Origin of the sequence: Butyricimonas paravirosa, assembly GCF_032878955.1 — a bacterium.
Taxonomy (GTDB): domain Bacteria; phylum Bacteroidota; class Bacteroidia; order Bacteroidales; family Marinifilaceae; genus Butyricimonas; species Butyricimonas paravirosa.
Genome location: NZ_CP043839.1, coordinates 1367247 through 1390549, shown reverse-complemented (window position 1 = coordinate 1390549; position 23303 = coordinate 1367247). Strand labels below are relative to the sequence as shown.

The following is a 23303-nucleotide window of genomic DNA, read 5'->3' as shown; positions in this document are numbered from 1 at the left end:
GGCCTTTGTTTATTCAGAAATCATTCAATCTAAAATCTAAAATTTAAAATTAATCACTCTCTGTTTATCGTGATCGTGTTCCCCGGTAGGGTGGCGGTAATCGAGTTATCGTACATCGCCGAGCAGGTGATGGCCGGAAGTAGGTAAGTTCCGGAGTACGCTGCATTAAAGCGAAGTTTGAAAGTTTTCGATTGGCCTTGTTTCAACGAGAAATAGAGGTATGCCCGGTCATCCCGGATGTCCACGTTGTCGGTTCCTTGGAACGGGTTCACGCCTGTCGTGAGACGTTCATTGAGGAACTCGAAACCGGAGGGGAACATGAAAGTTAATGCCAATTCCTCGTATAAACCGATATTTCCGGTATTCTGGATCGTGATTTCGGCCACGATGTCTTCTCCTTGTTTATAATTGGGTTCGTTGTTCCGAGTGCCGTTGCGGTAGTAGTTGACCGTCATTTTCAACCCGGACATTTCGCTTTGCGTGATCACTCCCAATGGCGTGGAGCTGTTGATGGTGCGCACGTGGAGCGTTCCCGAAGAGTTGTTTTTCACGGTCACTTCCGATTTGTTGTTCTTCACGGCCAACTCTTTTTGCAACACGGTTTTTGCCGTCTTGTAGTTGTCTTTCCCGATCTGGACATCAATGCCGTTACCATCCTTGAAGTATCGTTCCACGTAGTTACCGATAGCACACAGGCCAAAAGCACTTTCTTGTGTACTTAACCATTCGTTGGATGCGAATTTGCGGGCCATTTTCTGCATGAGTTTGTATGCCTCGTCTTTCATGTCCATGTTGATCATACTTTGCATGATGATCGCATTGTCACGAAGGTCAGAGCCGTAACATCTGCCAAGCTGACGATATAGTTCAGCTTCTGCCGGAAGATTGGCGATCAACGCTTTGGCAATCTTTTCGTGTTTGCCCAAGGCGTAGGCTCCTGCCAGTTGCCAACGGGCGATCGGGTTTTTGTAGGTATCTTCCTTCATCCGGTTCATGGCTGCCATATTGGGTTTGCCGGCAAGAGCAAGCACGTAGAGGCGGTAGGATTGTTCGATTTCCGAGTAATAATCCCCCCGTCGCCAAGCATTTGCTTGTTTTGCCAGGTAGTCAAGAGCGGAGTTTTTCATGGAAGTCGGGATTCGATAACCGACTTTCTCGGCTTGAATCAGGAAGTCCGTGATGTACGTGGAAACCCAGTCTGAAACGTAGCTGGAGTTCGACCAGTAGCTGAACCCACCATTGCTTACTTGGTAGTTGCGCAAGCGGGAAATGACGTCTTTTACATGCAATTCTGCGGTTACTTTCTGAGCCTCGCTGAGATCCATGATTCGGTCAAGCATGAGCTGCGGGAACACGGCAGAGGTGATTTGCTCTCCGCATCCGTGCGGGTAACGAATCAAGTAGCCGAGACGTTGTTCCAAATTAAGCGCCGGGATAGAGGTGATTTCGAGGAATGAGGCGGGTTCCAAACCTTCCATCGTGTTGTTGAATGTGATGGATTCACCGCTTGCCACTTCCCGCGCATCTACCCGGGTCACCTTGGGATTCGGTATGCGGATGTCAACATCACAGCTGAAATGGGCTTTCTCCGAACCGCTTTGTGCCGTGAAGGTCAACGTGGATTTACCAATGTTTTCCTTGATTTTTACCTTGAAGAATATGATCTGTTCTCCCGTGCCGGAGAAGTGGGCTTCTTTGCTTGCGGGTTCAATGATTTCAATCTTATCGTCGGTCTTGATGTTCACGGTAACATTCTTGATGTTCTCTTTCATGGCGAACAGGGTTACCGGAATTTCGATCACGTCTCCCGGGGTGAACAGACGAGGCATCGTGACGTTGAGCATCAACGGTTTGTTGACTTTCGTGCTTTGCGAGGCAGAACCATAGCGTCCGTTGTCCTCGGCAACGACCATTGTGCGTACTTCCCCGATGTATTCCGGCATCCGGAAGGTGTGTGTTTTCTTTTCCCCGCTCTTGATAGTAAACGGACCTTTAAAGATTACCACGGGAGTAAAACGATCGCTTTTCCGGTTTTCTTCCGGTTCCAGGGATTCGTCACCTCCCACGGCAAATGCTTTCTCCAAGCGTCCCCCGAAGGCTCCGATAACATCGTCATAGAAGTCCCACGTTTTCACGCCGAGTGCTTCTCTTGCATAGAATGCGGGGAAGGGGTTCGGGGTCTTGAACGAGGTCAGGGATAACAATCCTTCATCGACAATAGCAATGGAATAAGTCATCGGTTTGCCGTCCTTTTCGCTCACGGAAACCGTGAAATCCTGTGACGGGCGAAGTTCCTGTGCCATATCGATCTTTGGGGTCAAGCGTAAGTTAGGATCGTCAATATTGATGTTCAGTACGCCATACAGACGAATCGGCTTGTCATTGTTCCGGTTTTTGTGAGGTTGAATGAGGGAGACATTGACGTAGATATTGGGACACATTTCACTGGTCGCCTCGATCTCGAAAGAGGTGGAACCGGCAGATGTAGGTACACGGAATATGTCTTTCACGGTTTTCCCGTTTTCAACGCTCACGAGCGCCACGCTACCCTCGGAAGAAGGGAAGGTGATTTTTATTTTCTCTCCGGCACGGTATGCTTTCTTATCGCTGGTTAAGGTGAGTAGGGTGGCCATACCCGGGATGTTCATGTCGTTCCGCCAAGAACTCACGTAGAAGGTAGTTCCGGAGGAATGGCCGGAGAATTTATCTCTCGCGATCACGTAGTAGCGTCCCCACTGGTTGCAGGTAACGTCAATATTGAATTTGCCATTTTGGCTTTTCACGATTTTATTGAAGACCGGTTTACGGTAGGAGCGGTTCACGTACGATCCGATGTTGTCTCTTTCGGAATCCCACCACCAGCGCCATTCCAAGGTATAGACTTCAACTTCGATTTCCCTGTCAGATACCGGCTTCCCGTCGGCCGTAAGCACGGCTCCCGCGATGGGGATCGGTTTGCCTGCGGAGTACCAGTTATCCTCGGAATCAGGAAGTTTCACGCCGACATATTCTTCATAAGGTGAATATTTGAATCCGGCTGTCGTGATGCTGAAGTCCCCGCCGGGTTCGAATACCCGTAGCGTGAGGAGTGCATTCAGCATTCCCGGTGCGTTCTCCGTGCTGATTTCATCAGCCGATAGGGTAAAATTACCCTCCGCATCAGTAGTTCCTTCAAAGAAGGTCGTTGTGGTCGCGTTAAAATAACGAGATCGATCATCAAAACTATATTCTTTGTATCCCGGGAACGTGGTGTTACTCTGGGATAACTTTAATTCGGTGTTGACCTTCAGCGAGCTGGTTTTGGCTCCATGCAACCAACGGGTCTGCACGGGAATGGAATTATCCGGAATACCATTTCCCAGAATGTTATTCGGCAGGTTGGTCACGATACTGAGGCGATTCGGTTTGATACTTTCGATCCGGACGGTTTTCCAGAAGGAGACTCCCCCGATACGTACAACTGCCCGCCAGTAACCCGTGACGGCTTGCTCGTCTGTTTTGAAAGTGAAACAATAGAGACCGTGTTCGTTACGTCCTTCACGTTTCGTTTGAACCACGTTACCATTCGGGTCGTAGAGTTCGGCAATGATGGGGTGTCCCACGGGAATCACCTTCTCTTTGTCTTCCAGCATGAAAGAGAGGTGTATTTCATTTCCCGGACGCCACACGCCCCGTTCTCCATAAATGAAACCTTTTATTCCCTGTTGCACGACTTCGCCACTGATGTCAAAGTTGCTGTATGATAGAGAATTTGCATCGCTTACTTTTAAATAGGCTTTGTCGTTTCCCTTGACGGCAAGCACGATGAACGGTTTCCCTTGTACTCGTGCGGTTGCGATTCCCAAATTGTTGGTTACGGCAGAATCAATCTTCTGGTTCTGGTAATTGAAGAAGAGTATTTTGCAACTTTCCACGGGAGCGGCCGTGAGCAGGTCGTTCACGGCTACCACGTATTTACCGTCACTTCCGGTTTTGGCGGTAAGGCCGAGTGAGGTGACAATCAAGTTTCTTCTGGGGAAACGATCGGACACGTAGTAATAAGAGTTGGAACAGGGATCGTCCCGTTCTTCCCACGAGTAGTCGGACGGGTAATTATAGTAATAATCGTCGTCATCATAATAGTCATAATCAGACTGGGAATCCCAATCGTTTTCCGTGATTCCATCCCCCTCGTTAGCGCAGGCTAGGGTTGTGTAGGACTTTTGGAATTTCAGTTGAACCCGGTAGATAACTCCTTTTTCCAGTTGTATATGGTCTGCCAGGTTTATCGTGTAGTCCTGCCATTTGTTCGCATTTATTTGGTGTCCTTCTTTCTCAAGTGGGATTTTCTTATCCAGAATGATACGTCCCACCCGGCGTAGTTGGTAATCGCTACTGTAATTATAATTACCGTCTTGCAAGTAGAAGTTCATGTTTTGGTTGAATACCTTCACGACCCGCAATTGCACGGCTTTCAACGCTACCGCGGAGAAGGGGATCAGCACGTTCCCCTCGGCTGGCGTAAATGTTCCCTCGCCGATAAAGGCAACAGCAGGTTTGGCGGAGGCGAAACTGACGTTGTAGGTGGCATCCGATTTCAATTTTTCACCGAATGAGTTTTTGATACCTTTATAGATATTTACTTGAACGACACCTTGCATCTTATCCCGTTCATTGGAATATATTCGGATGATGTTACCCTGCACGTTGAAGTTTAGGCGATTCACCCCGTCCACGGTGATTAATCCCTGTAAATCCTGAGAGGCATCCACGTTGTCTGAGAGGGTGACGTCTATGGTCTGGGAGTTTTCATCACTCGCTTTGACTTCCAGTACGGAAAATATTTTTGAACCGGGGATCTCCACGATCAAGTCGTTCCCGTTTTTCACCTTTTTATTGAAACTTAACTCCAGCGATTGTGTTTTGTCTGTCCGACTGATGTCCGGAACAGTGAAGTAGTGGATGTAGGGCGTGTGTTCCCATTCTAGTTTGTGGGACAAACCATTGATCGTTGCTTTTACAAGTAACTCTATTTCGGCAGGGGCCACGGCATCGGAATTCGTGATGGAGGCCCGGTAGGAAAATCTGTTGTTATCCGTGGGGTCGATGTTCAAGCTGCCTTCTTGGAACGCGAATACGAGAGGGAGGACTTTCACGCTGAAACGGAAGGTTGACAAGTCGGAAGGGACTTTGCAGAGTTTGTCCAGGTAGAGACTGATGTCGTATGTTTGCCCGTTTTTTAGAGGCTTGGTGGGGGTAAACTCGATAATGTTACCGTCCCGTAGAGATATGGTTCCCTCTGCTTTCGGGGAGATCTTTAGTAGTTTTTCGATCTGCGTGGGAAGACTGTCCCCAGCCTGCAGAACGTTATTTTCCAACCGAACATAGATCGGGTCGGAGGATTTTATCATTCCCTGGGTAAAGCCGGAAATGTATTTGCTATACTCTAGCTTGCTTTGTTCCTTGGTTTTATCTTTGCACGAAAAGATCGTGATCATCAAAAACAGTAAAGGAAAAAGAAGAATTCTTTTTTTCATGCTGGTAATGTTTGATTTATCATTAAGACAAAATTAAATAAAAAAACGGTATGGGAACTTATTGTTCGTTTTAAATTTATATTTTTGCGAGAATGAAAAATCAGACCCTAATTAGGGAGGTAAAATAAGATAATATGAGAATAGCTGTTGTTGGAACCGGTTATGTCGGACTTGTATCCGGAACGTGTTTAGCCGAAACGGGAGTAACTGTAACGTGTGTCGATGTTAACAATGCCAAGATCGAGTTGTTGAATAATGGGGGAATGCCTATTTATGAACCGGGGTTGGCAGAGTTGGTTACCCGGAACCGGGAAGATGGACGCCTCTTTTTCACTACATCGTTGAAAGAGGCATTGAAGGATGCAGATGCTGTTTTTATTGCCGTGGGAACCCCACCTGATGAAGACGGGAGTGCCGACTTGCACTACGTGCTGGATGTGGCTCGTGAAGTCGGGGAACTCATAAATGACTATATTGTTGTGGTGACGAAATCAACGGTACCCGTGGGAACGAATTACAAGGTGAAAGGAGTAATTCAGGCTGCTTTGGGAAAACGAGGAGTGGAAGTGGCATTTGACGTGGCTTCTAACCCGGAATTCTTGAAGGAAGGGGATGCGGTGAACGATTTTATCTCTCCGGATCGCGTGGTGATCGGGGTGGAGAGCGATCGCGCCCGTCGGGTCATGGAACGTTTATATCATGCTTTCATATTGAATAACACACCGATTTATTTCATGGATATATTATCGGCGGAAATGACTAAATACGCGGCGAACTCGATGCTGGCTACCCGTATTTCGTTTATGAATGACATTGCTAATTTGTGCGAGATTGTCGGGGCTGACGTGGAGGCCGTGAAGAAAGGTATCGGTAGTGATTCTCGTATCGGGAAGAAGTTCCTGAATGCCGGATGCGGTTACGGGGGATCTTGTTTCCCGAAGGACGTGAAAGCGTTGATTCGTACGGGAGATGATCATGGACATAGCTTAGAGTTACTGAAAGCGGTGGAGCGGGTGAACGAGAAACAAAAGAGCGTGTTGTTTAGAAAGATCACTTCACACTTCGGGACGGATTTGACGGGAAAACGTTTTGCCATGTGGGGTTTATCGTTTAAACCGGGTACGGATGATTTGCGGGAAGCGCCTTCATTGGTGTTGATTGATAAATTAGTGGAGGCCGGAGCCGTGGTACGAGGATTTGATCCGGTGGCCATGGAAGAGTGTAAGAGACGGATTGGGGATCGTATCGAATACGCGGATAATATGTACGATGCGCTGACCGATGCCGATGCCTTGATCGTGGTGACGGAATGGGCCGAATTCAAGATTCCCAAATTTACTTTTATCGAAAAAGCATTAAAGCATAAAATTATATTTGACGGAAGAAATATATACAGCCCGGAACAAATGAAAGAATTCGGTTATATGTATTACGGAATCGGACGGAAAGACAATTAGCAATTGAAAATTGACAATGAATAGATTTATGATTTGCGACAAAAAAGTGTCAGGTTTGTGCGTGGAAATCTAAAATCTAAAATCAATAAATCTAAAATTGAAATGGTTCATTATCGAATATTGTTTATCGTGAATCCTATATCGGGGTTCGGTTTGGGCTGGGAGATTCCTTACCGGATAAGGCATATTGCGGCGTACAAACACATCGAGTACAATATACGTTTCACGGAATATGCCGGGCACGCGAAAGAGATCGTGGAGCAGGCCAAGCATCAGAATTACACGCATATCATTGCGGCAGGTGGAGATGGTACGGTAAATGAAATCGGTACTGCCTTGATAAATACAGGAATTGCTTTTGGCGTGATTTCTTTGGGGAGTGGTAACGGCTTTGCCCGTCATTTAGGCTTTTCCCAGATGATGAATAAAGCGTTGAAACAGATTTTGAAAAGTGAAACCACGGATATTGATGTCGTGGAGATTAATGGCCACTACTCGTTGAACGTGAGTGGTTTCGGCTTTGATGCCGAAGTGGCTCACTTTTTTAGTAGGATGAAGATCCGGGGTATATTCTCCTACATCTATTCAATCATACATATGTGGTTTCGTTACCCCGGTAAGCGTTACGTGTTTCATATAGACGGGAAAACGTGGGAGGAAGATTGTTTCGTTTTGAGTGTTGCCAATAGTTCCCAGTATGGAAATAATGCCTCGATAGCCCCCAAAGCCTCGTTACGGGACGGGCTGGTTGATATTTGCATTTTGAAGAGGCCTAAATATTATCAAATACCTCGTTTCCTCTATTGCTTTATGAATTCCAAGATCGCCCGACTTCCTTATTTTAGCGAAATCCAATGCAAGGAGGCGATTTTGGAAGGAGACTTGAATAAAGCCCATATTGATGGAGACCCGTATATTTTGGAATCCCCGGTAAAGGTAAAAGTACTTCCTGGAGTATTGAAAGTAATTGCCCCAAAACTATCCAGGAAGAAGAAAAATATGACGGTTTGATTTAACTTAAAACGACTATTTGTCCTGTGGAGATAGGGCTATCTGTTTCTCGATAAGCTGATCCAAGGAGATGAATGTTTCGGTTTTAGCGATACCGGGGATGTTCTGTAACGTGTTGATCAGAATATCCATCAAGTGCTGGTGATCGTTGCATCTTAATTTAATCAAGAAGGTAAAGCCGCCCGTGATAAAGTGACATTCTGTAACTTCCGGGATGCTTTCAATCTCTTTCACGACAGTCTTGTAGGTGTGAGCGTGGTCAAGGATAACCCCGATAAAAGCACATACTCCAAAACCAAGTGCGTCGGGTTTCACGATAAAACGGGAACCTTCGATAATACCGGAGTCTTCCATCTTTTTCACGCGTTGGTGGATGGCGGCTCCGGATATGCCACATTCCCGGGCTATTTCCAAAAAGGGAATTCTTGCATTTTTTACAAGATGAGACAAGATCTTGCGATCAATGTCATCGATTTGATATTTTGCACTCATTGTTTTCTTTTTTACCTGTTAAAACTTAATACGCTATACAGTTGTTTACGCTGTTTGTAATATTGCCATCCATCCTCGTTCGTGATGGTTTTGATTACCCCGTCAATCAAATTGTTGAAAATGGTAGCGAAGTCAAAGACTTCGGGAGGGTAGATCTCTTGATTGTGAATATCATTCAGTTTAGCAATATACATGCGGGCAACCATTTCACTTGATACGTCGTTTTTATACATACCTTGTTGCATCCCCTTTTCGATGTTAATTTTAATCTTTTCATAGATAAAATTGGAACGTTCCAGCTTGTGCTGTTCGAATAGTTCCGGGAACGCTTCGGCTAATTTGTAGCTGACAGAAGGTGACACGTTAAAAAAGCGCTGGTGGATTTCGTTTCCAACCAGTAGTAGAATGTCAATCGCGTTCCATCCGTCGAAATCGTATTCTTTGAATATCTTTTCAAAAGCAATACGCTCTTGCTCGAAGATACTCTTCGCGATGTCTTCCATGTCTGAGAAATTCTCGTTAATCTCCTCAAGAGAAGTTCCCATTTTCTTCAATTTATCGTCCGATAATTCAGTTCCGTAGCGATAAACATAGTTCCTCAGTTTTTCTGTCAACTGGCACTTTTTCTCAGTCATAATGGATATGGTTATTTTAGATTCTTGCCGTAAAGATACGAAACAATTAAGAATTGAAAGAATTATAAGTTGTAAATTATCATATTCTGATTATTTTTGTGTCTATACTGAGGATTTGAAACTTGGGATCAGAAATACGAATTTATAAAATAGAAACGATCGTGAAAAAGTTATTGTTATTAGCGAGTGTATTGGCTTGGGTATCTGGTGTCTTCGCGGAAGAAAAACCGAAATTGATAGTGGGAGTGGTGATCAGCCATTTTTATCCGGAATGGATGGATATGTATGCTAACGAATTGTCGGATAATGGTTTGAAACGGATCATGAAACAAGGAGCCAGGGTGAATATGAATTATAACTATTTTTACACGCAAACCGGGGTGGATCACGCGTCGATTTACACGGGTATGTTACCCACGGAACATGGGATCGTGTCGAGGGCGTGGTACGATCGTTTACGCCGGAAACGTCAGTATTCTACTCAATCCGATCGTTATACGGAAATCGGTGATCAACAGGCGGATAGTATAAAAAGTTTGTCTCCCGATTATTTACAGACGATGAGCTTGGGGAGCGCCATGAAATGGAATAATCCCATGTCCCGGGTGTTCAGTATTGCCATGAATGGTGACGAAGCTGTTCTAAGTGGGGGAAGTAGTGCCGATATGGCCATCTGGTTCAGCGAGAAAACGGGTAAATGGGTGTCCTCTTCTTATTATCGTTCGGAATTACCCGAATGGTTGAGAATGTATAATACATGGGTCGAGAGCGATCATTTTGTGAATAAAGGATGGATGATGTTGTCTGACGAGGATAAGTCGGCTGCCCGTATTCGCCTGACGAATCATTTCTATTATGATATAGCCCGGGCAAAGAAGGAATATAATACTTACCGGGTTTTGAAAGCCACACCTTACGCGAATACATTGGTACGGGTGTTGGCCGAAAAATTGATTGACGAGGAAAGGTTGGGAGTGGATAATGATCCGGATTTGCTGGCCTTGAACTTTTCCTGTTTAGACTATATGTCCCGGGATTTCACGATAGATTCGAGCGAGGAGAAGGATATGTTGATCCGTTTGGATATGGATATTGCGGCATTGGTAAGTAAGTTGGATACCCGGGTCGGGAAAGGAAACTATACGCTGTTCGTGACCTTTTCCGAGATGCGGGAATTGATGCCGGAGGATTTGCGGAAGATTAAAGTGAATTCTGATTATTTTAGTATATTTAAATCTGTGGCCTTGTTGAAGTCTTACTTGGGTTTGGTTTACGGGCCGGGTGACTGGATTTCGGATTATGATCAGGGACAAATTTATTTGAACCGGGATCTGATCGAGCAGAAGAAGATAAATCTGAAAGAAATGCAGGATAAGGTGGCTGATTTTATGATCGAGTTCGAGGGGGTAGCCAAAGTCATGACAGCCTATTCATTAACGCACACATCCTTCCCGGAAGGGGTAAATCGGTTGGTTCAGAATTCGTTTTCTCACAAACGTAGTGGAGATGTCTTTTTCTGTATCCATCCGACTTGGGTTTCGGAATTGAAAGAGTTGGAGGATACTTATTTCCGGCATACCAAGCGTCCGATTGTTCCCCTGTATTTATACGGTGCGGGAGTGAAGGCCGATTTGAAAGGGAACTACACGATGTCGGATTTATTACCTACCTTGTGTAAGATATTGGGAATAAATGTTCCTTACACGGCACATGGAAAGGCAATGTTTTAGTGGGAATTAAAAGTGTTCGATGAACGTCCCTTTGTCCGCCTTTGGGTATCCCTTCCCCCGCCGATAGTCTAGCTCATGAACATAGCATGAACATAGCATATACATGGCATGAACACGAACCGGTGTTCATGCTATGTAAGGGGTGTATATTTGTAGAGTACTTGTCCTAGCTTATCGGCGGGGCAGTTATAGACGAGGGAGGGACTTGCCCGGTCTTTTTGTATTGAATTTTCTTGATTCGCCTGTTGTCAACTTCGAGTACTTTGAATTGATGTTCTTTGTATGTAATCACCTCGTCCTTGTGAGGAAGTTCCCCCTTGATTTCAAGGATCAGTCCGGCCAAGGTATCTGCATCTCCCTCCACTTCTTGGAATGAATCCTCCTCTATGTCCGTGATTTTGTAGAAATCGTTCAGCAGTGTGGAAGCCTCGAAAATATATGCCCCATTCTTGTCCCGCGTGTAAACAATTTCCTGTTCGTCGTATTCGTCATTAATGTCGCCCACGATCTCTTCGATAATATCTTCCATCGTGACGATTCCGGAGGTTCCCCCGTATTCATCAACAACAATCGCCAAGTGTACCTTTTTCGTTTGGAACTCTTCCAGCAGGTCGTTGATCTTTTTGGTTTCCGGGACAAAATAGGCCGGACGAATTAAGGTCTGCCAGTGAAAGTCCTCTTTCTCATCCAGATGTTGTAATAAATCCTTCACGTAGAGGATTCCCGTGATGTTATCCAGATTTTCCTCGTACACGGGCATACGTGAGTAACCGTGTTCCGTGATGATCTCTTTCACTTGTTGGTAGCTTGAACTCCCGTCAATGGCGATCACGTTGATGCGGGGACGGATGATGTCAACCGCGTCAATATTACCAAAACGGACAATGCCTTCCAAAATGTCTTTTTCCTCGTTGATTGCCGTGTCCTTGGTTAATTCCAAGGCTTTGGATAATTGGTCGATGGATAAATTATCCTTTTTATCCATGCGCTTGCTGATAATAGAGGTGGAACCGATCAACAGGGCGGATAGCGGACGGAACAGGTGAGACAGGAAGGTCAGTGGACCTGCCATGAAAATCACCATGTTCAACTGGGAGCGGTTGGCGTATAATTTAGGAATGATTTCTCCGGCCAGTAAGATCACGAACGTTACCACGATCACTTGGATAATGAAACCTAACGTGGGATAAGCCGAGAAATCAAATAATGAATTTACCAGATAGGTGGACAACACGACAATGGCCACGTTCACGAAATTGTTGGATATTAAAATCGTGGCGAGTAGTCGGTTGGGTTTCTGTTGCAGGTTGCGGGCCTTCTCGTACCCGTTGTCTTCCAAGTATTTTAATTGCGAAGGAGAAAGTGAGAAATAGGCAACCTCCGAACCGGAAATTAATGCCGAGCATAATAATAAAAGCAATAAGATAATGACGAAAATTAAATCGATGAGGGTGAATGCACCTGTAAAAATCTGCCCGGCAAGGGGAATATAATCTGTGTCCAAAATTTATATAATTGGTTAAACTTAAATATCGCCGAAAGATACATAGAAAAACTAAAAGATAAAAGATAAAAACTAAAAACTAATCGTTTAAAGCCTGATTTCCTTGTTCGAAATCGTTTACTTCAAACTTTTAGTTTTTAATTTTTAGCTTTTATCTTTCAGAACGGGAGATCGTCACTGTCGTCACCACCGCTTAAATCGGGTGCTTGTGGCATGTGCGTGTCTTGAGGTTTATCCCCGTTATCCTGTTTGCGGGATAGCATCTGGAAATTATCCCCGTAAATCTCGGTCGTGTATCTTTTCACCCCGTTTTGGTCGTCCCATGAACGGGTTCTGATACGTCCCTCGATGTAAAGCATCATCCCCTTGCGAACGTATTTTTCGGCTATTTGAGCCAGATTCCGCCAGAGAACGATATTGTGCCATTCGGTTTGAGTTACACGTTCTCCGTTTTTATTATTGTACACCTCCGACGTAGCAAGGCTGAATCTTGCCACGGCAACACCTCCTTCGAGATATTTTACGTCCGGGTCAGCCCCGACATTACCGATAAGAATAACTTTGTTTACCATGTATAATATGTATGGATTAAAATTTGTCACAAATTACGGAATAATTTCGGAGAAAAAAAATAATCCCAATGCCATCTTGTTATGATTCGTGATTTATTCCCGATCATTGAAAGTAATAACTTTGTTGTTACCAGTTTAAATGAGGTACAGGCAAGGTAAAGGCTTGTTGGAAAAAGTGGTGCAGGGATGTGTCCGATGTTGACAATTAAAGATATAGAACACAAAAAATATTGACAAAAATGCGGTAGTTTGTTTCATTGTTTGTGGAAAAGATATATATTTGCAGTCTGAAATTTAGAAGAAATGAAATATAATATTGAATACTAAATACTTAAAGAAAATGACAAAGGCGGACATCGTGAATGAAATTTCAAGAACCACTGGTATCGAGAAAGCTGCGGTACAAACTACAGTTGAAGCTTTTATGGAAGCAATAAAAGGTTCTGTGATTGATGGAAAAAATGTATATTTAAGAGGTTTTGGAAGTTTTGTAGTGAAAAAGAGAGCTGAGAAAACCGCTCGTAATATTTCTAAAAATGTAACGATCAAGATTCCTGAACACTTTATTCCTTCGTTCAAGCCTTCGAAGAGTTTCGTCAATCAGGTGAAAGATCAAGTAAAATAAGAAAGGAGTGAAATTATGCCAAGCGGAAAGAAAAGAAAGAGACATAAGATGGCCACTCACAAACGGAAAAAGAGACTGAGAAAGAACAGACACAAAAAGAAGTAGTCATCGTTTGTGAGTTAGAGATTATAAACCTAAGGGCTATGCCTTTAGGTTTATTTTGATTAATACATTAATTGATCAGGTAGTGAATACTGAGTTAGTCATAGATGTAAAAGCGGAAGAAGTAGTAATCGCCTTGTTAAAGGACAAGCGGTTGGTAGAGTTGACAACGGAGAAGACTAGCGTTAAATTTGCGGTAGGTGACATCTATTACGGGAAAGTGAAGAAAATCATGCCCGGTTTGAATGCCGCTTTCGTTAATGTCGGCTATGAAAAGGATGCCTTCCTGCATTACCTTGATCTCAGTCCCCAGTTTTATTCTTTGGATAGCTATATAAAGCAATGTATAGCCCGGAAGGGGATGCCTGTAGCCAAGTTAAAACTGGAGCCGGAAATCAGTAAAAACGGGAAGATCGGGGACGTGCTTTCTGTCGGCCAATATGTTGCCGTGCAGGTTGCGAAAGAACCTATTTCCACCAAGGGCCCGCGCTTGACCTCCGAGTTGAGTATTGCCGGGCGCCACCTAGTTCTGATGCCTTTCTCGGAAAAGGTATCCGTGTCACAAAAGATAAAATCGGTCGAAGAACGGAAGCGTTTGAAAAGACTGATTGAAAGTATACGCCCCAAGAATTTCGGGGTGATCGTGAGAACTGTCGCTGAAGGCAAGAATGCCGAGCTATTTGACAGTGAATTAACAGAACTTGTTGAACGTTTCGAGACCGCGTTCAAACATCTTCGGGATATAGAGCCTCCCAAGCTGATTTTGGGAGAGATTGACCGAACCAGCGTTATTCTCCGGGATATATTGAATCCCTCGTTCGAGAACATTTATGTGAATGATTTAGCATTGAGTAAAGAAATTAAGCGTTATATCAGCACGATAGCTCCGGAGAAAGAAGGTATCGTTAAATTTGTGTCAACCGAGGTACCGATCTTCGATCATTTTGGGGTGGACAAGCAAATCAAGTCTTCGCTGGGACGTACCGTTTCGTTTAAAAACGGGGCATACCTTATTATAGAACATACGGAAGCTTTTCACGTGATAGACGTGAATAGCGGAAATCGTGTGAAATTGGGCGACGATCAGGAATCAAATGCCCTGGAAGTAAACTTGGCTGCTGCCGACGAGGTGGCTCGTCAGTTACAATTGCGAGACATGGGAGGTATTATCGTGATCGACTTTATTGACATGCAACAAGCGGAAAACCGCCAGAAGTTGTTCGATAAGATGCGTTCGGCAATGGAACTCGATCGTGCCAAGCATACCATACTCCCTCTGAGTAAATTCGGATTAATGCAAATCACGCGCCAGCGGGTACGTCCGGAAATGACCGTGACGACCACGGAGACTTGTCCCGTGTGTCATGGAACCGGTAAAGCAGATGCAGCTGTTTTAGTGATTGATAAGATTGAAGACCAGCTTGAGTTCTTGGTCGAGGAGAAGAAAATCAAGAATCTGGTATTGAAAGTACACCCCTTTGTGGAGGCGTATTTGAAAAAAGGTTTCTGGTCTTTGCGTAGGAAGTGGGCTTTCAAGCACCATATCCATTTAAAGGTGGTCGGAGTACCCTCTTTTTATATTTACGAATATAAGTTTTTTAATCGTTTTAATAGAGAAATAGAACCTGAGTAGGTGTTTTTACTTACAGTTTCGTCATTCCATCTTAAAACGATGTTAAAATAGTACCATGAATTTGTGTGAGAACAAATTATATGGTACTTTTGCGTCCACTGTGTGATAATGCATACGATTTCGAGAAGCATGCAAATTGATGTTTTATTAAATAATTTTTTATGAAAAAGAGACTATTGACGTTGATCTTTACGTTGTTCGTGGGAACCTTTTCGGTTTTCGCTCAAATGTCTGACCCGACAAGTTGGACGTTTTCACAGAAGAAAACCGGGGATAACGAATACGCTTTAACCTTTAAAGCAACCATTCAACCCGGGTGGACGGTTTACTCCATGTCAACCCCGGCAGGTGGTCCCATGCCTACATCAATTACCATTGAGAAAGTGGGAGAGGGAATCGAATTAGTGGGTACGGCCGAGGAGAGTGAACCAAGTAAAAAGCATGATGATGTTTTCGGAGTCGATGTGTGGTATTATTCAAATAATTACACCATAACCCAAAAGATCAAAGTTACCGATCCTTCCATTACTACCGTGAAAGGAAGCGTTGAATTCCAGGCTTGTCAGGAAGGTGCTTGTGTGCCGGGGGAGAAGGATTTCGCGATCGAGTTGGGTAACAAAGGTGCCGATAAAGCTACTGTTGCTGCTGCCGATGAAACGAAGGATGCAACCGAGGATGATTCCTTGTGGCTGTTCTTCTGGGTGGCTTTTGGTAGTGGATTACTGGCAGTTGTGATGCCTTGCGTGTTCCCGATGATCCCGATGACGGTGTCATTCTTCATGCATGGGGATAGTAATAAAGCAAAAGCAAAGGCAAAAGCTATTTTCTTCGCCTTGTCTATCGTTGGTATCTATACCGCTTTAGGATTGATCATTTCGTTCTTGTTAGGACCGGGATTCATTAACTGGTTGAGTACGAACTGGCTGCCTAATATTTGTTTCTTCATTATATTCATGATCTTCGCTGCATCTTTCTTTGGAGCGTTCGAGATCGTGTTGCCGTCTTGGTTGGTAAATAAATCGGACAAACAAGCTGATAAAGGTGGTTACATCGGAGCTTTCTTCATGGCATTCACGTTGGTATTGGTGTCATTCTCTTGTACCGCCCCGATCGTGGGAACCGTGTTGGTAGAGGCTGCACGCGGATCTGTATTACGCCCGATCATCGGTATGTTAGGATTCTCTATCGCCGTGGCATTGCCTTTCGGATTCTTCTCTTTCTTCCCTTCAAAATTAAGCAATCTACCGAAATCAGGAGGTTGGTTAAATGCGGTGAAAGTTGTATTAGGATTCGTGGAGGTTGCCCTTGGATTCAAGTTCTTGATGGTAGCAGACCAGACTTACCACTGGGGATTGTTAGACCGTGAGGTTTACATCGCTATCTGGGTAGCCGTGTTCACGTTACAAGCATTGTACTTGATGGGTAAAATCAAATTCGCTCACGATAGCGATTTACCATATATCGGAGTACCTCGTTTGGTGATGATTATTATTACCATGTCATTCGTGATCTATTTGATCCCGGGTATGTTCGGGGCACCGTTGAAAGCTTTGGCCGGATATTTCCCGCCACAAGAAACGATTGACTTCGATATTAACCGTATCGTGCGTGACAATGCGAAAGAGATCATGAAGAGTGGCGTGCAGGTAGGTGGAACACAAGGTGCCGCTAGTGCCGCATCCAACGAACCTGTAAAATACTCTGATTTCTTGCACTTGCCCCACGGGTTGGATGGTTATTTCGATTATGATCAGGCATTGAAAGCCGCACAAGCTCAAGATAAACCCTTGTTCATTGATTTCACCGGTCACGGTTGTGTGAACTGTCGTGAGATGGAACAAAGCGTTTGGTCTGATCCTCGTGTGCTTGAAATGTTGAAGAATGATTATATTATCGTGGCTCTTTACGTGGACGATAAGACTAAATTACCAGCAGAAGAGGTTTACGTGTCAGAGTATGACGGAAAGAAGAAAAACACGCTTGGAAAGAAGAATACAGACTTCCAGATCAAGCAATTCGAGTCGAACGCTCAACCGAACTATATCTTGTTAGATAGCCGTAAAGGTAACGAGAAAGTATTGAAACCGCATGTATTACAACCCGCTAGAGGTTATAATAAAGATCGGGATGCTTTCGTGAAATTCTTGCAAGACGGTTTGAAAGAGTATAAAGCTCGTGCCGGAAAGTAATCTATCGAATTGATCAGATATTTGAAAGCCACCTTTTTCGAGGTGGCTTTTAATTTATATACTTTAGATATTGTGGGTTTTCCCGTTAACGGTCAATTTACCCACTTGCAACAAGGACGGGAGGCAGAATGATATAACCCCGATAGCTAATATCACGAGCCCACCAATGACGAACGTGTTTGTAATCCCCACGTGATCGGCAATAAACCCGGTACTCATTAATCCGAGCATGGAGGGGAGCATACTAAGGCTCATGTATATGGAAAATACTCGTCCGAGTATTGCCGGGTTGATTTTCGTCTGGATAACGGCTGTGAACGAGGCAAAGTATAATGACCCGATCACGCCTTCAAATGCGGTAAACATGACGAACCAGACAAAAGCATTGGGAGATAGTAGGCCAGATGCCGTGAATCCGGCTCCCAAGAGGATGTATGTCAGGTTGATCAGCGTGATTTTGTTGATCTTGTATTGTTTGATACTCAAGGCTACTCCCCCAAATAGGGCTCCGACTCCCCAGATGGCTTCAATCAGACTCATTTGGAAAGCATCGCCTGAAAAGTGATTGAGGGTCATTAAAGGGAAAAGCACGCTGACTGGCATGATAAAAAATGTGGCTATGATCGAGAGGATTAACAATAATGGCATCCCCCGGTGGCTGACAACCTCCCGTTGAGCCTCTTTTAAGTCTTGAAGGACATTGTTTTCTCCCGCATGTTCACCGGGTGGTGGGTTCGGTATTTTGACGAAAGCCAGCGAGGTACAGGCGAGTATGGCTCCGATCACGTCGAGCATAAGCACGACAGGCATGGCGAGCGTGGTAATTGCCAAGGCTCCTAAAGCTGGTCCGGCTATATTACAGGCAGAATTGATCATCTGGTTGATCCCGGCGATCCGTAATAATTGAGATTCTGGAGCGAGTAATGGGATAGATGCTTGCATTGAAGGAGCATGGAAAGCTGAACCTATCGATCGTAGTGCTAACAATAGATAGATTTGCCAAACTTCCGCTTGTTCGAAATAAAATAAAAAGGCTAGAATAAGCGTGCAGAAAGCAATGAAACTGTCAGACAGGATCATGATTTTCTTCCTGCTCCACCGGTCAATAAATACTCCGGAAAACATACCTAAGATGCCTTGCGGTAACATGGCGGCAATCGTGGCGAAAGCCAAAGTTTCTGCCGATTTAGTTTCAAAGGTTAGCCATAAAATGATGGCAAAATTAACGAGAGAACTGGTCAGTATGGAGAAAAACTGTCCTGTCCATATAATTGCGAATACCTTTTTCCAGTTATTCATGGTAATTTATTAAAAGTGAGAAAACAATACCTTGATACTTCCCGGTTAGGAGGAAAGTTTTAAAAAAGTCCGGAGGAATTTTTCCGGGATTAAATTAGGCACGAACCCGATACGGAATGCCCATAATGAAGTTTTGAAATCTCATAAATGGTATTGTATATAATTTCTACAAATATATGAATCTGTAAAGAATAATCCTAAAAAATAATCGAAAATATCAAGAGGTGTACGTGATTGTGTATAATTGCCGTGATACGAATAGATTATTTTCATACCTTTGTACGAGTTGCGTGTCTGTGAAGGCCGAATAGAATGATAATTCGTGTAAAATCTTGATTCATGGAAAGTAATCCTCAACTGGAATTGGCGTATGACTTTTTGGAATATACGGGAGTGAACGTGTTTCTTACAGGAAAAGCGGGAACAGGAAAAACTACGTTTCTGCGGGAATTGAAACGGAGATCACCCAAAAGGATGATTGTGGTTGCTCCCACGGGAGTGGCGGCAATTAATGCGGGTGGGGTGACGATCCACTCTTTCTTCCAGTTGCCGTTCGGGCCATACGTGCCGGGAAGTTCGGATACGGTGGAGCGAGGTGAAAAATTGCAATACACGCACAAGTTTAACCGGGAAAAGATCAATATTATCAAGACGATTGATTTGCTGGTGATTGACGAGATCAGTATGGTACGGGCAGATTTGCTGGATGCGGTGGATGATATGTTGCGTCGTTACCGCTCCAAGAACGAGCCTTTCGGTGGGGTGCAGTTGTTGTTGATCGGTGATTTGCAGCAGTTGGCTCCCGTGGTGAAAGAGGACGAGTGGGCGTTGTTGAAACAACATTACGCATCGGCGTTCTTTTTCCATAGTAAGGCTTTGGCAGCCACCCGTTACGTGGCAATCGAGTTGAAACACGTTTACAGGCAACAGGATCGGGAATTCGTGGACCTGTTGAACCGGGTACGGGAGAACCGGGTGGATGCCGCGGTGTTGGGGATGTTGAACCGGAGGTATGTACCGGGCTTTAAGCCTTCGGATGACGAGGGGTATATCACGTTGACAACACATAACCACCAAGCACAAAGGATTAACGACGTGAAAATGGCAGAATTATCGACTAGGGCTTATTCGTTCAAGGCAGAAGTGAAGGATAATTTCCCCACTTATTCTTATCCCACGGAGGAGACGTTGGTGCTGAAACAGGGGGCGCAGGTGATGTTCGTGAAAAATGATTCATCACCGGAAAAGCGTTACTACAACGGGAAAATCGGTAAGATCACGGCTATTAATGACCGTTCCATCGAGGTGGTAGGAAAAGAGGATGGTCTGAAGATTCAGGTGACCCCGGAGGAATGGACGAACACGAGATACACGTTAGACGAGGAGACTCGGGAGATCACGGAGACGGTGGAGGGAACGTTTAAGCAGTACCCGTTGAAAACGGCGTGGGCGATTACGATTCATAAAAGCCAAGGGTTGACGTTTGAACGGGCGATCGTGGATGCCAATGCAGCATTTGCTCACGGGCAGGTGTACGTGGCGTTGAGCCGTTGCAAGACGTTCGAGGGACTTGTGTTGAGTTCCCCAGTAACCGTGCGTTCACTGGTGAGTGACGGGGCAATAGATGAATTCGTGCGGGAGGCGGAACTGAAGGAGCCGAATAAGGAGGAATTGCAACAGGCCCGGCAGTCTTATTTCAGGGAGTTGTTGCTGGAACAATTCGATTACGAGACGATCCGGTGGAGGTTACATTATTTGTACCGGGTGCTGGATGAGCAGTTGCGTCGGTTGTATCCCGATTGGGTGGAACGTTACCGGGTGGCGGGAGCCAAGTGTGCGGAGGAATTGTTGGCGGTGGCCGAACGGTTTCAGAACCAGTTGGAACGGTTGATGCCGGAAGATGGGAATTACGAGGCGGACCCGGTGATCGCAGATCGGGTGAAGAAGGGGGCGGAATATTTCCGGGAACATACGATGTCTATTTTTGGAAAATTCTTGGAAGAGGCTATTCCGGAGATTGATAACAAGGAGGTGAGGAAGTTGGTGGAACAAAATATGGAACGTTTTCGGGGAGAGGTGAACTTGAAACTTGAAACGTTGAAAGTGATCGGGAACGGTTTTTCTGTAAAAGATTATTTACGAGCGAAGGCGAAGGCGTTAATTGATGCCCCGAAGGTGAAGATTAAGGCGAAACGTGCCGGAGCGGAAAAAGTGGAGATTTCTCCTGATATATTACACTCGAAGTTATATGAAACTCTTCGAGCTTGGAGGAACAAAGAGGCTGAACGATTGAAATTGCCCGTGTACACGGTATTGCAGCAGAAAGCTTTGTTGGGAATCAGTAACACGTTGCCCACGAATTCAAAGGAATTGCTGGCAGTTCCCGGAGTTGGGAAAAAGATCGTGGAACGTTACGGGGCTGTGTTACTGGATATGGTGGATGAGTTCCGCTTTCAACAGAAGTAGGGATTCTGGTTATCTCGTAAGTGAGTAGGCTGATGTATGAAATGGTTAGAATAAGCAAGGCTGAAAAATGCAATAAAGGAAATAATTAACAAATTTGTAAGTTAAGTTTAAACCTTTTTATTGAATTCTTTGTATACTTGTATCGCAAATGTGAGCTAAGAGATTCTATGAAGAGTAAGCAAATAATATGCGAAGAAAATTTTTTCCATGATTTATTTATGGATTATTATCCTTCTTTGCTTTCTTTTGCGTGTTATTACGTGGAGGAGGAGGTCGTGGCGGAAGACTTGGTGCAGGATGTGTTCGTAAAGATGTGGGAGCAACGGGGGAGATGGAAGGCCGTGGAAAATTTTTCGGCTTATGTTTACCAGATGGTGCGTTTTCGGTGTTTCAATTATTTACGTGGGGAGAAGTTGAGGGAAGAGATGATGCGTTCGTATAGGGAGGAGAAGGTGGATGTGATGGAGGCTAACCGGTATATGGAAGAGGAGATTTTCAGGTTAGTGAACCAAGCGATGGAGGCGTTGCCACCGACCTACCGGCAGGTAATCACGATGTCGATGGAGGGGTATCGAGTGAAGGAGATTGCCCAGAAGTTGAATGTCGGGGAAGAGACAGTGAAAAAGCGCAAGCAGGCCGCCAAGCAGGTGTTGAAAGAAAAATTAGGAAAGTTGTATCTTTTTTTGGCTCCGTTGATTTAATATTATCTTTTTGATTCATTGTATTTTACTTGAGGTGTTGGAAGAATTGAAGTGTTAAAATGAGAAAATAATCACTTTTTTTAATACCTATTTTTGTTTTTGATGTGTCGTATGCGTGAAAATTATGAATACGATATGTTTGAGAATTATTCAGAAGTGGTGATGTTGCTGGTGAAGGTGCGGCAACAAAATTTAACGGAGGAGGAGGAAGAGAAGGTGCGGTCTTGGCGTGAGGAAAGCCCAGAGAACGAGGTGTTGTATGCGAAGGTGATGTCGGTTGAGTTTATGAAGATGAAGATGGCTCAACGGGCGCGTACGGATAGCGAGCGTGCTTATGCGAAGGTAAAAAGACGTGCTCAGAGACGAGTGCGGGTACGAAGGTTTTGCTATCTCTCTTCAGCGGTTGCCTCCGTGTTTTTGTTGTTAGGGGGATGGTTTTACTTTGATCGGATGGAATTGTCGGGTTTAGAGCGTTTGAATGCCGCTTCCGAGATTATCGCAGAGGGGTCGAAGGCCGAGTTGATTTTATCGAGTGGTGAATGCGTGATGTTGGGGAAAGGGCAGTTGGATTCGGTGTGGATGCACGAGGGAATGGAGGTGCATTCGACGGAGGGCCGAGTGAGTTATACCGGGGAGAGGTTGTGTCGGGAGAAGTGTGACACGGAGGAGTTGCAATACAATATTTTGCGGGTACCGCGGGGTGGTGAGTATTCGGTTGTGTTGGGTGATGGGACTTCGGTGTGTTTGAATTCGGAATCGGAGTTGCGTTATCCGGTGCAGTTTGATCGCGGGGAGCGACGGGTGTTTTTACGTGGAGAAGGGTATTTTGAAGTGGCAAAAGATCCGGAGCATCCGTTCGTGGTGGAGGTGGAGGATGCCAAAATCGAGGTGTTGGGAACTATTTTTAACGTGAGCGGTTATGCGGAAGAAGAGCGTGTGGTGACGACGTTGGTGGAGGGGGTAGTGCGTTTATCGTCGGATAATGAGAGTGTGTTGTTGGAGCCGAACGAGCAGGGAGTGTTGGATAAGGATGGACATTTGAGCAAAGTGGAGGTAAATGTGTTCCCCTATGTGGCGTGGCAAAAGGGACTATTCGTGTTTCGGCAGCAATCTTTGGAGCGTGTAATGCAGGTGGTGTCGCGGTGGTACGATGTGAAGGTCGTGTTTAAAGACGAGGAAACGAAAAGAATTTCATTCACGGGAAATATGCGGCGTTATGGTAATTTTGAACAAGTCGTGCGGATGTTGGAGATGACCGGAGGATTGAATTTTAATATAGAAGGTAGGACGATTTATATAACCGAAAAATGAAAAACAGTTATAGGGCCCAAGGCTGTGTCGTGAATCGGGGAAGAAGACCGTTCGTTAGTT

The 23303-nt window shown here is 44.8% G+C and carries 15 protein-coding genes; 9 read left to right on the top strand and 6 right to left on the bottom strand.

The features are described from left to right. Positions 1-53: 53 nt before the first annotated feature. Positions 54-5516: an alpha-2-macroglobulin family protein gene (locus F1644_RS05870; protein WP_229782437.1), complete on the bottom strand. Its 5463-nt coding sequence runs from the start codon at positions 5514-5516 to the stop codon at positions 54-56. 134 nt (positions 5517-5650) lie between these two features. Here F1644_RS05870 and F1644_RS05865 point away from each other — a divergent pair, with 134 nt between their 5' ends. Continuing rightward, positions 5651-6973 (top strand): UDP-glucose dehydrogenase family protein, encoded by a 1323-nt coding sequence (locus F1644_RS05865; RefSeq protein ID WP_118304779.1) that lies wholly within the window; start codon positions 5651-5653, stop codon positions 6971-6973. Between the two features lie 102 nt (positions 6974-7075). Continuing rightward, positions 7076-7984: a diacylglycerol/lipid kinase family protein gene (locus F1644_RS05860; RefSeq protein ID WP_118304778.1), complete on the top strand. Its 909-nt coding sequence runs from the start codon at positions 7076-7078 to the stop codon at positions 7982-7984. Between the two features lie 15 nt (positions 7985-7999). Here F1644_RS05860 and F1644_RS05855 read toward each other — a convergent pair whose 3' ends face one another. Together F1644_RS05855 and F1644_RS05850 are read right to left on the bottom strand one after the other, a co-directional pair. Beyond that, positions 8000-8476, bottom strand: a complete 477-nt coding sequence (locus F1644_RS05855) for an Lrp/AsnC family transcriptional regulator (RefSeq protein ID WP_087421230.1) — start codon at positions 8474-8476, stop codon at positions 8000-8002. A gap of 11 nt (positions 8477-8487) precedes the next feature. After that, positions 8488-9111: a hypothetical protein gene (locus F1644_RS05850; protein ID WP_027202309.1), complete on the bottom strand. Its 624-nt coding sequence runs from the start codon at positions 9109-9111 to the stop codon at positions 8488-8490. Positions 9112-9272: 161 nt separating this feature from the next. Here F1644_RS05850 and F1644_RS05845 point away from each other — a divergent pair, with 161 nt between their 5' ends. After that, positions 9273-10841 carry an alkaline phosphatase family protein gene (locus F1644_RS05845; protein WP_229782436.1) on the top strand — a complete coding sequence of 523 codons (1569 nt, stop codon included), beginning with the start codon at positions 9273-9275 and terminating at the stop codon, positions 10839-10841. 166 nt (positions 10842-11007) lie between these two features. Here the strand turns inward: F1644_RS05845 and gldE are convergent, their stop codons facing one another. Together gldE and F1644_RS05835 are read right to left on the bottom strand one after the other, a co-directional pair. Beyond that, a complete protein-coding gene (gldE, locus tag F1644_RS05840) occupies positions 11008-12345 on the bottom strand; it encodes a gliding motility-associated protein GldE (RefSeq protein ID WP_118304777.1) in 1338 nt (445 codons plus the stop codon). 158 nt (positions 12346-12503) lie between these two features. Beyond that, on the bottom strand, positions 12504-12917 hold the full coding sequence (locus tag F1644_RS05835) for a single-stranded DNA-binding protein (RefSeq protein ID WP_027201489.1): 414 nt from the start codon (positions 12915-12917) through the stop codon (positions 12504-12506). Positions 12918-13257: 340 nt separating this feature from the next. On the opposite strand from F1644_RS05835, the gene F1644_RS05830 reads away from it, so the two are divergent. The 3 genes from F1644_RS05830 (at position 13258) to F1644_RS05820 (ending at position 17466) form a co-directional block, all read left to right on the top strand. Continuing rightward, entirely contained in the window at positions 13258-13542 is a 285-nt protein-coding gene (locus F1644_RS05830) for an HU family DNA-binding protein (RefSeq protein WP_027201488.1), read from the top strand. Between the two features lie 187 nt (positions 13543-13729). Further along, the gene (locus F1644_RS05825) at positions 13730-15277 is read left to right on the top strand and encodes an Rne/Rng family ribonuclease (RefSeq protein ID WP_087421328.1); all 1548 of its coding nucleotides are present in this window, start codon (positions 13730-13732) and stop codon (positions 15275-15277) included. A 161-nt stretch (positions 15278-15438) separates the two neighbouring features. Continuing rightward, positions 15439-17466 carry a protein-disulfide reductase DsbD family protein gene (locus F1644_RS05820; protein WP_118304776.1) on the top strand — a complete coding sequence of 676 codons (2028 nt, stop codon included), beginning with the start codon at positions 15439-15441 and terminating at the stop codon, positions 17464-17466. Between the two features lie 63 nt (positions 17467-17529). Here the strand turns inward: F1644_RS05820 and F1644_RS05815 are convergent, their stop codons facing one another. Beyond that, entirely contained in the window at positions 17530-18765 is a 1236-nt protein-coding gene (locus F1644_RS05815) for an MFS transporter (RefSeq protein ID WP_118304775.1), read from the bottom strand. 339 nt (positions 18766-19104) lie between these two features. On the opposite strand from F1644_RS05815, the gene F1644_RS05810 reads away from it, so the two are divergent. From F1644_RS05810 to F1644_RS05800, 3 genes are all read left to right on the top strand, one after another. After that, positions 19105-21231 (top strand): HRDC domain-containing protein, encoded by a 2127-nt coding sequence (locus F1644_RS05810; RefSeq protein ID WP_118304774.1) that lies wholly within the window; start codon positions 19105-19107, stop codon positions 21229-21231. Positions 21232-21398: 167 nt separating this feature from the next. After that, positions 21399-21932, top strand: coding sequence for an RNA polymerase sigma-70 factor (locus tag F1644_RS05805; RefSeq protein ID WP_118304773.1), 534 nt, complete (start codon positions 21399-21401; stop codon positions 21930-21932). Between the two features lie 135 nt (positions 21933-22067). Continuing rightward, positions 22068-23243, top strand: coding sequence for a FecR family protein (locus F1644_RS05800; RefSeq protein WP_158571909.1), 1176 nt, complete (start codon positions 22068-22070; stop codon positions 23241-23243). The last annotated feature ends 60 nt before the right edge of the window (positions 23244-23303 follow it).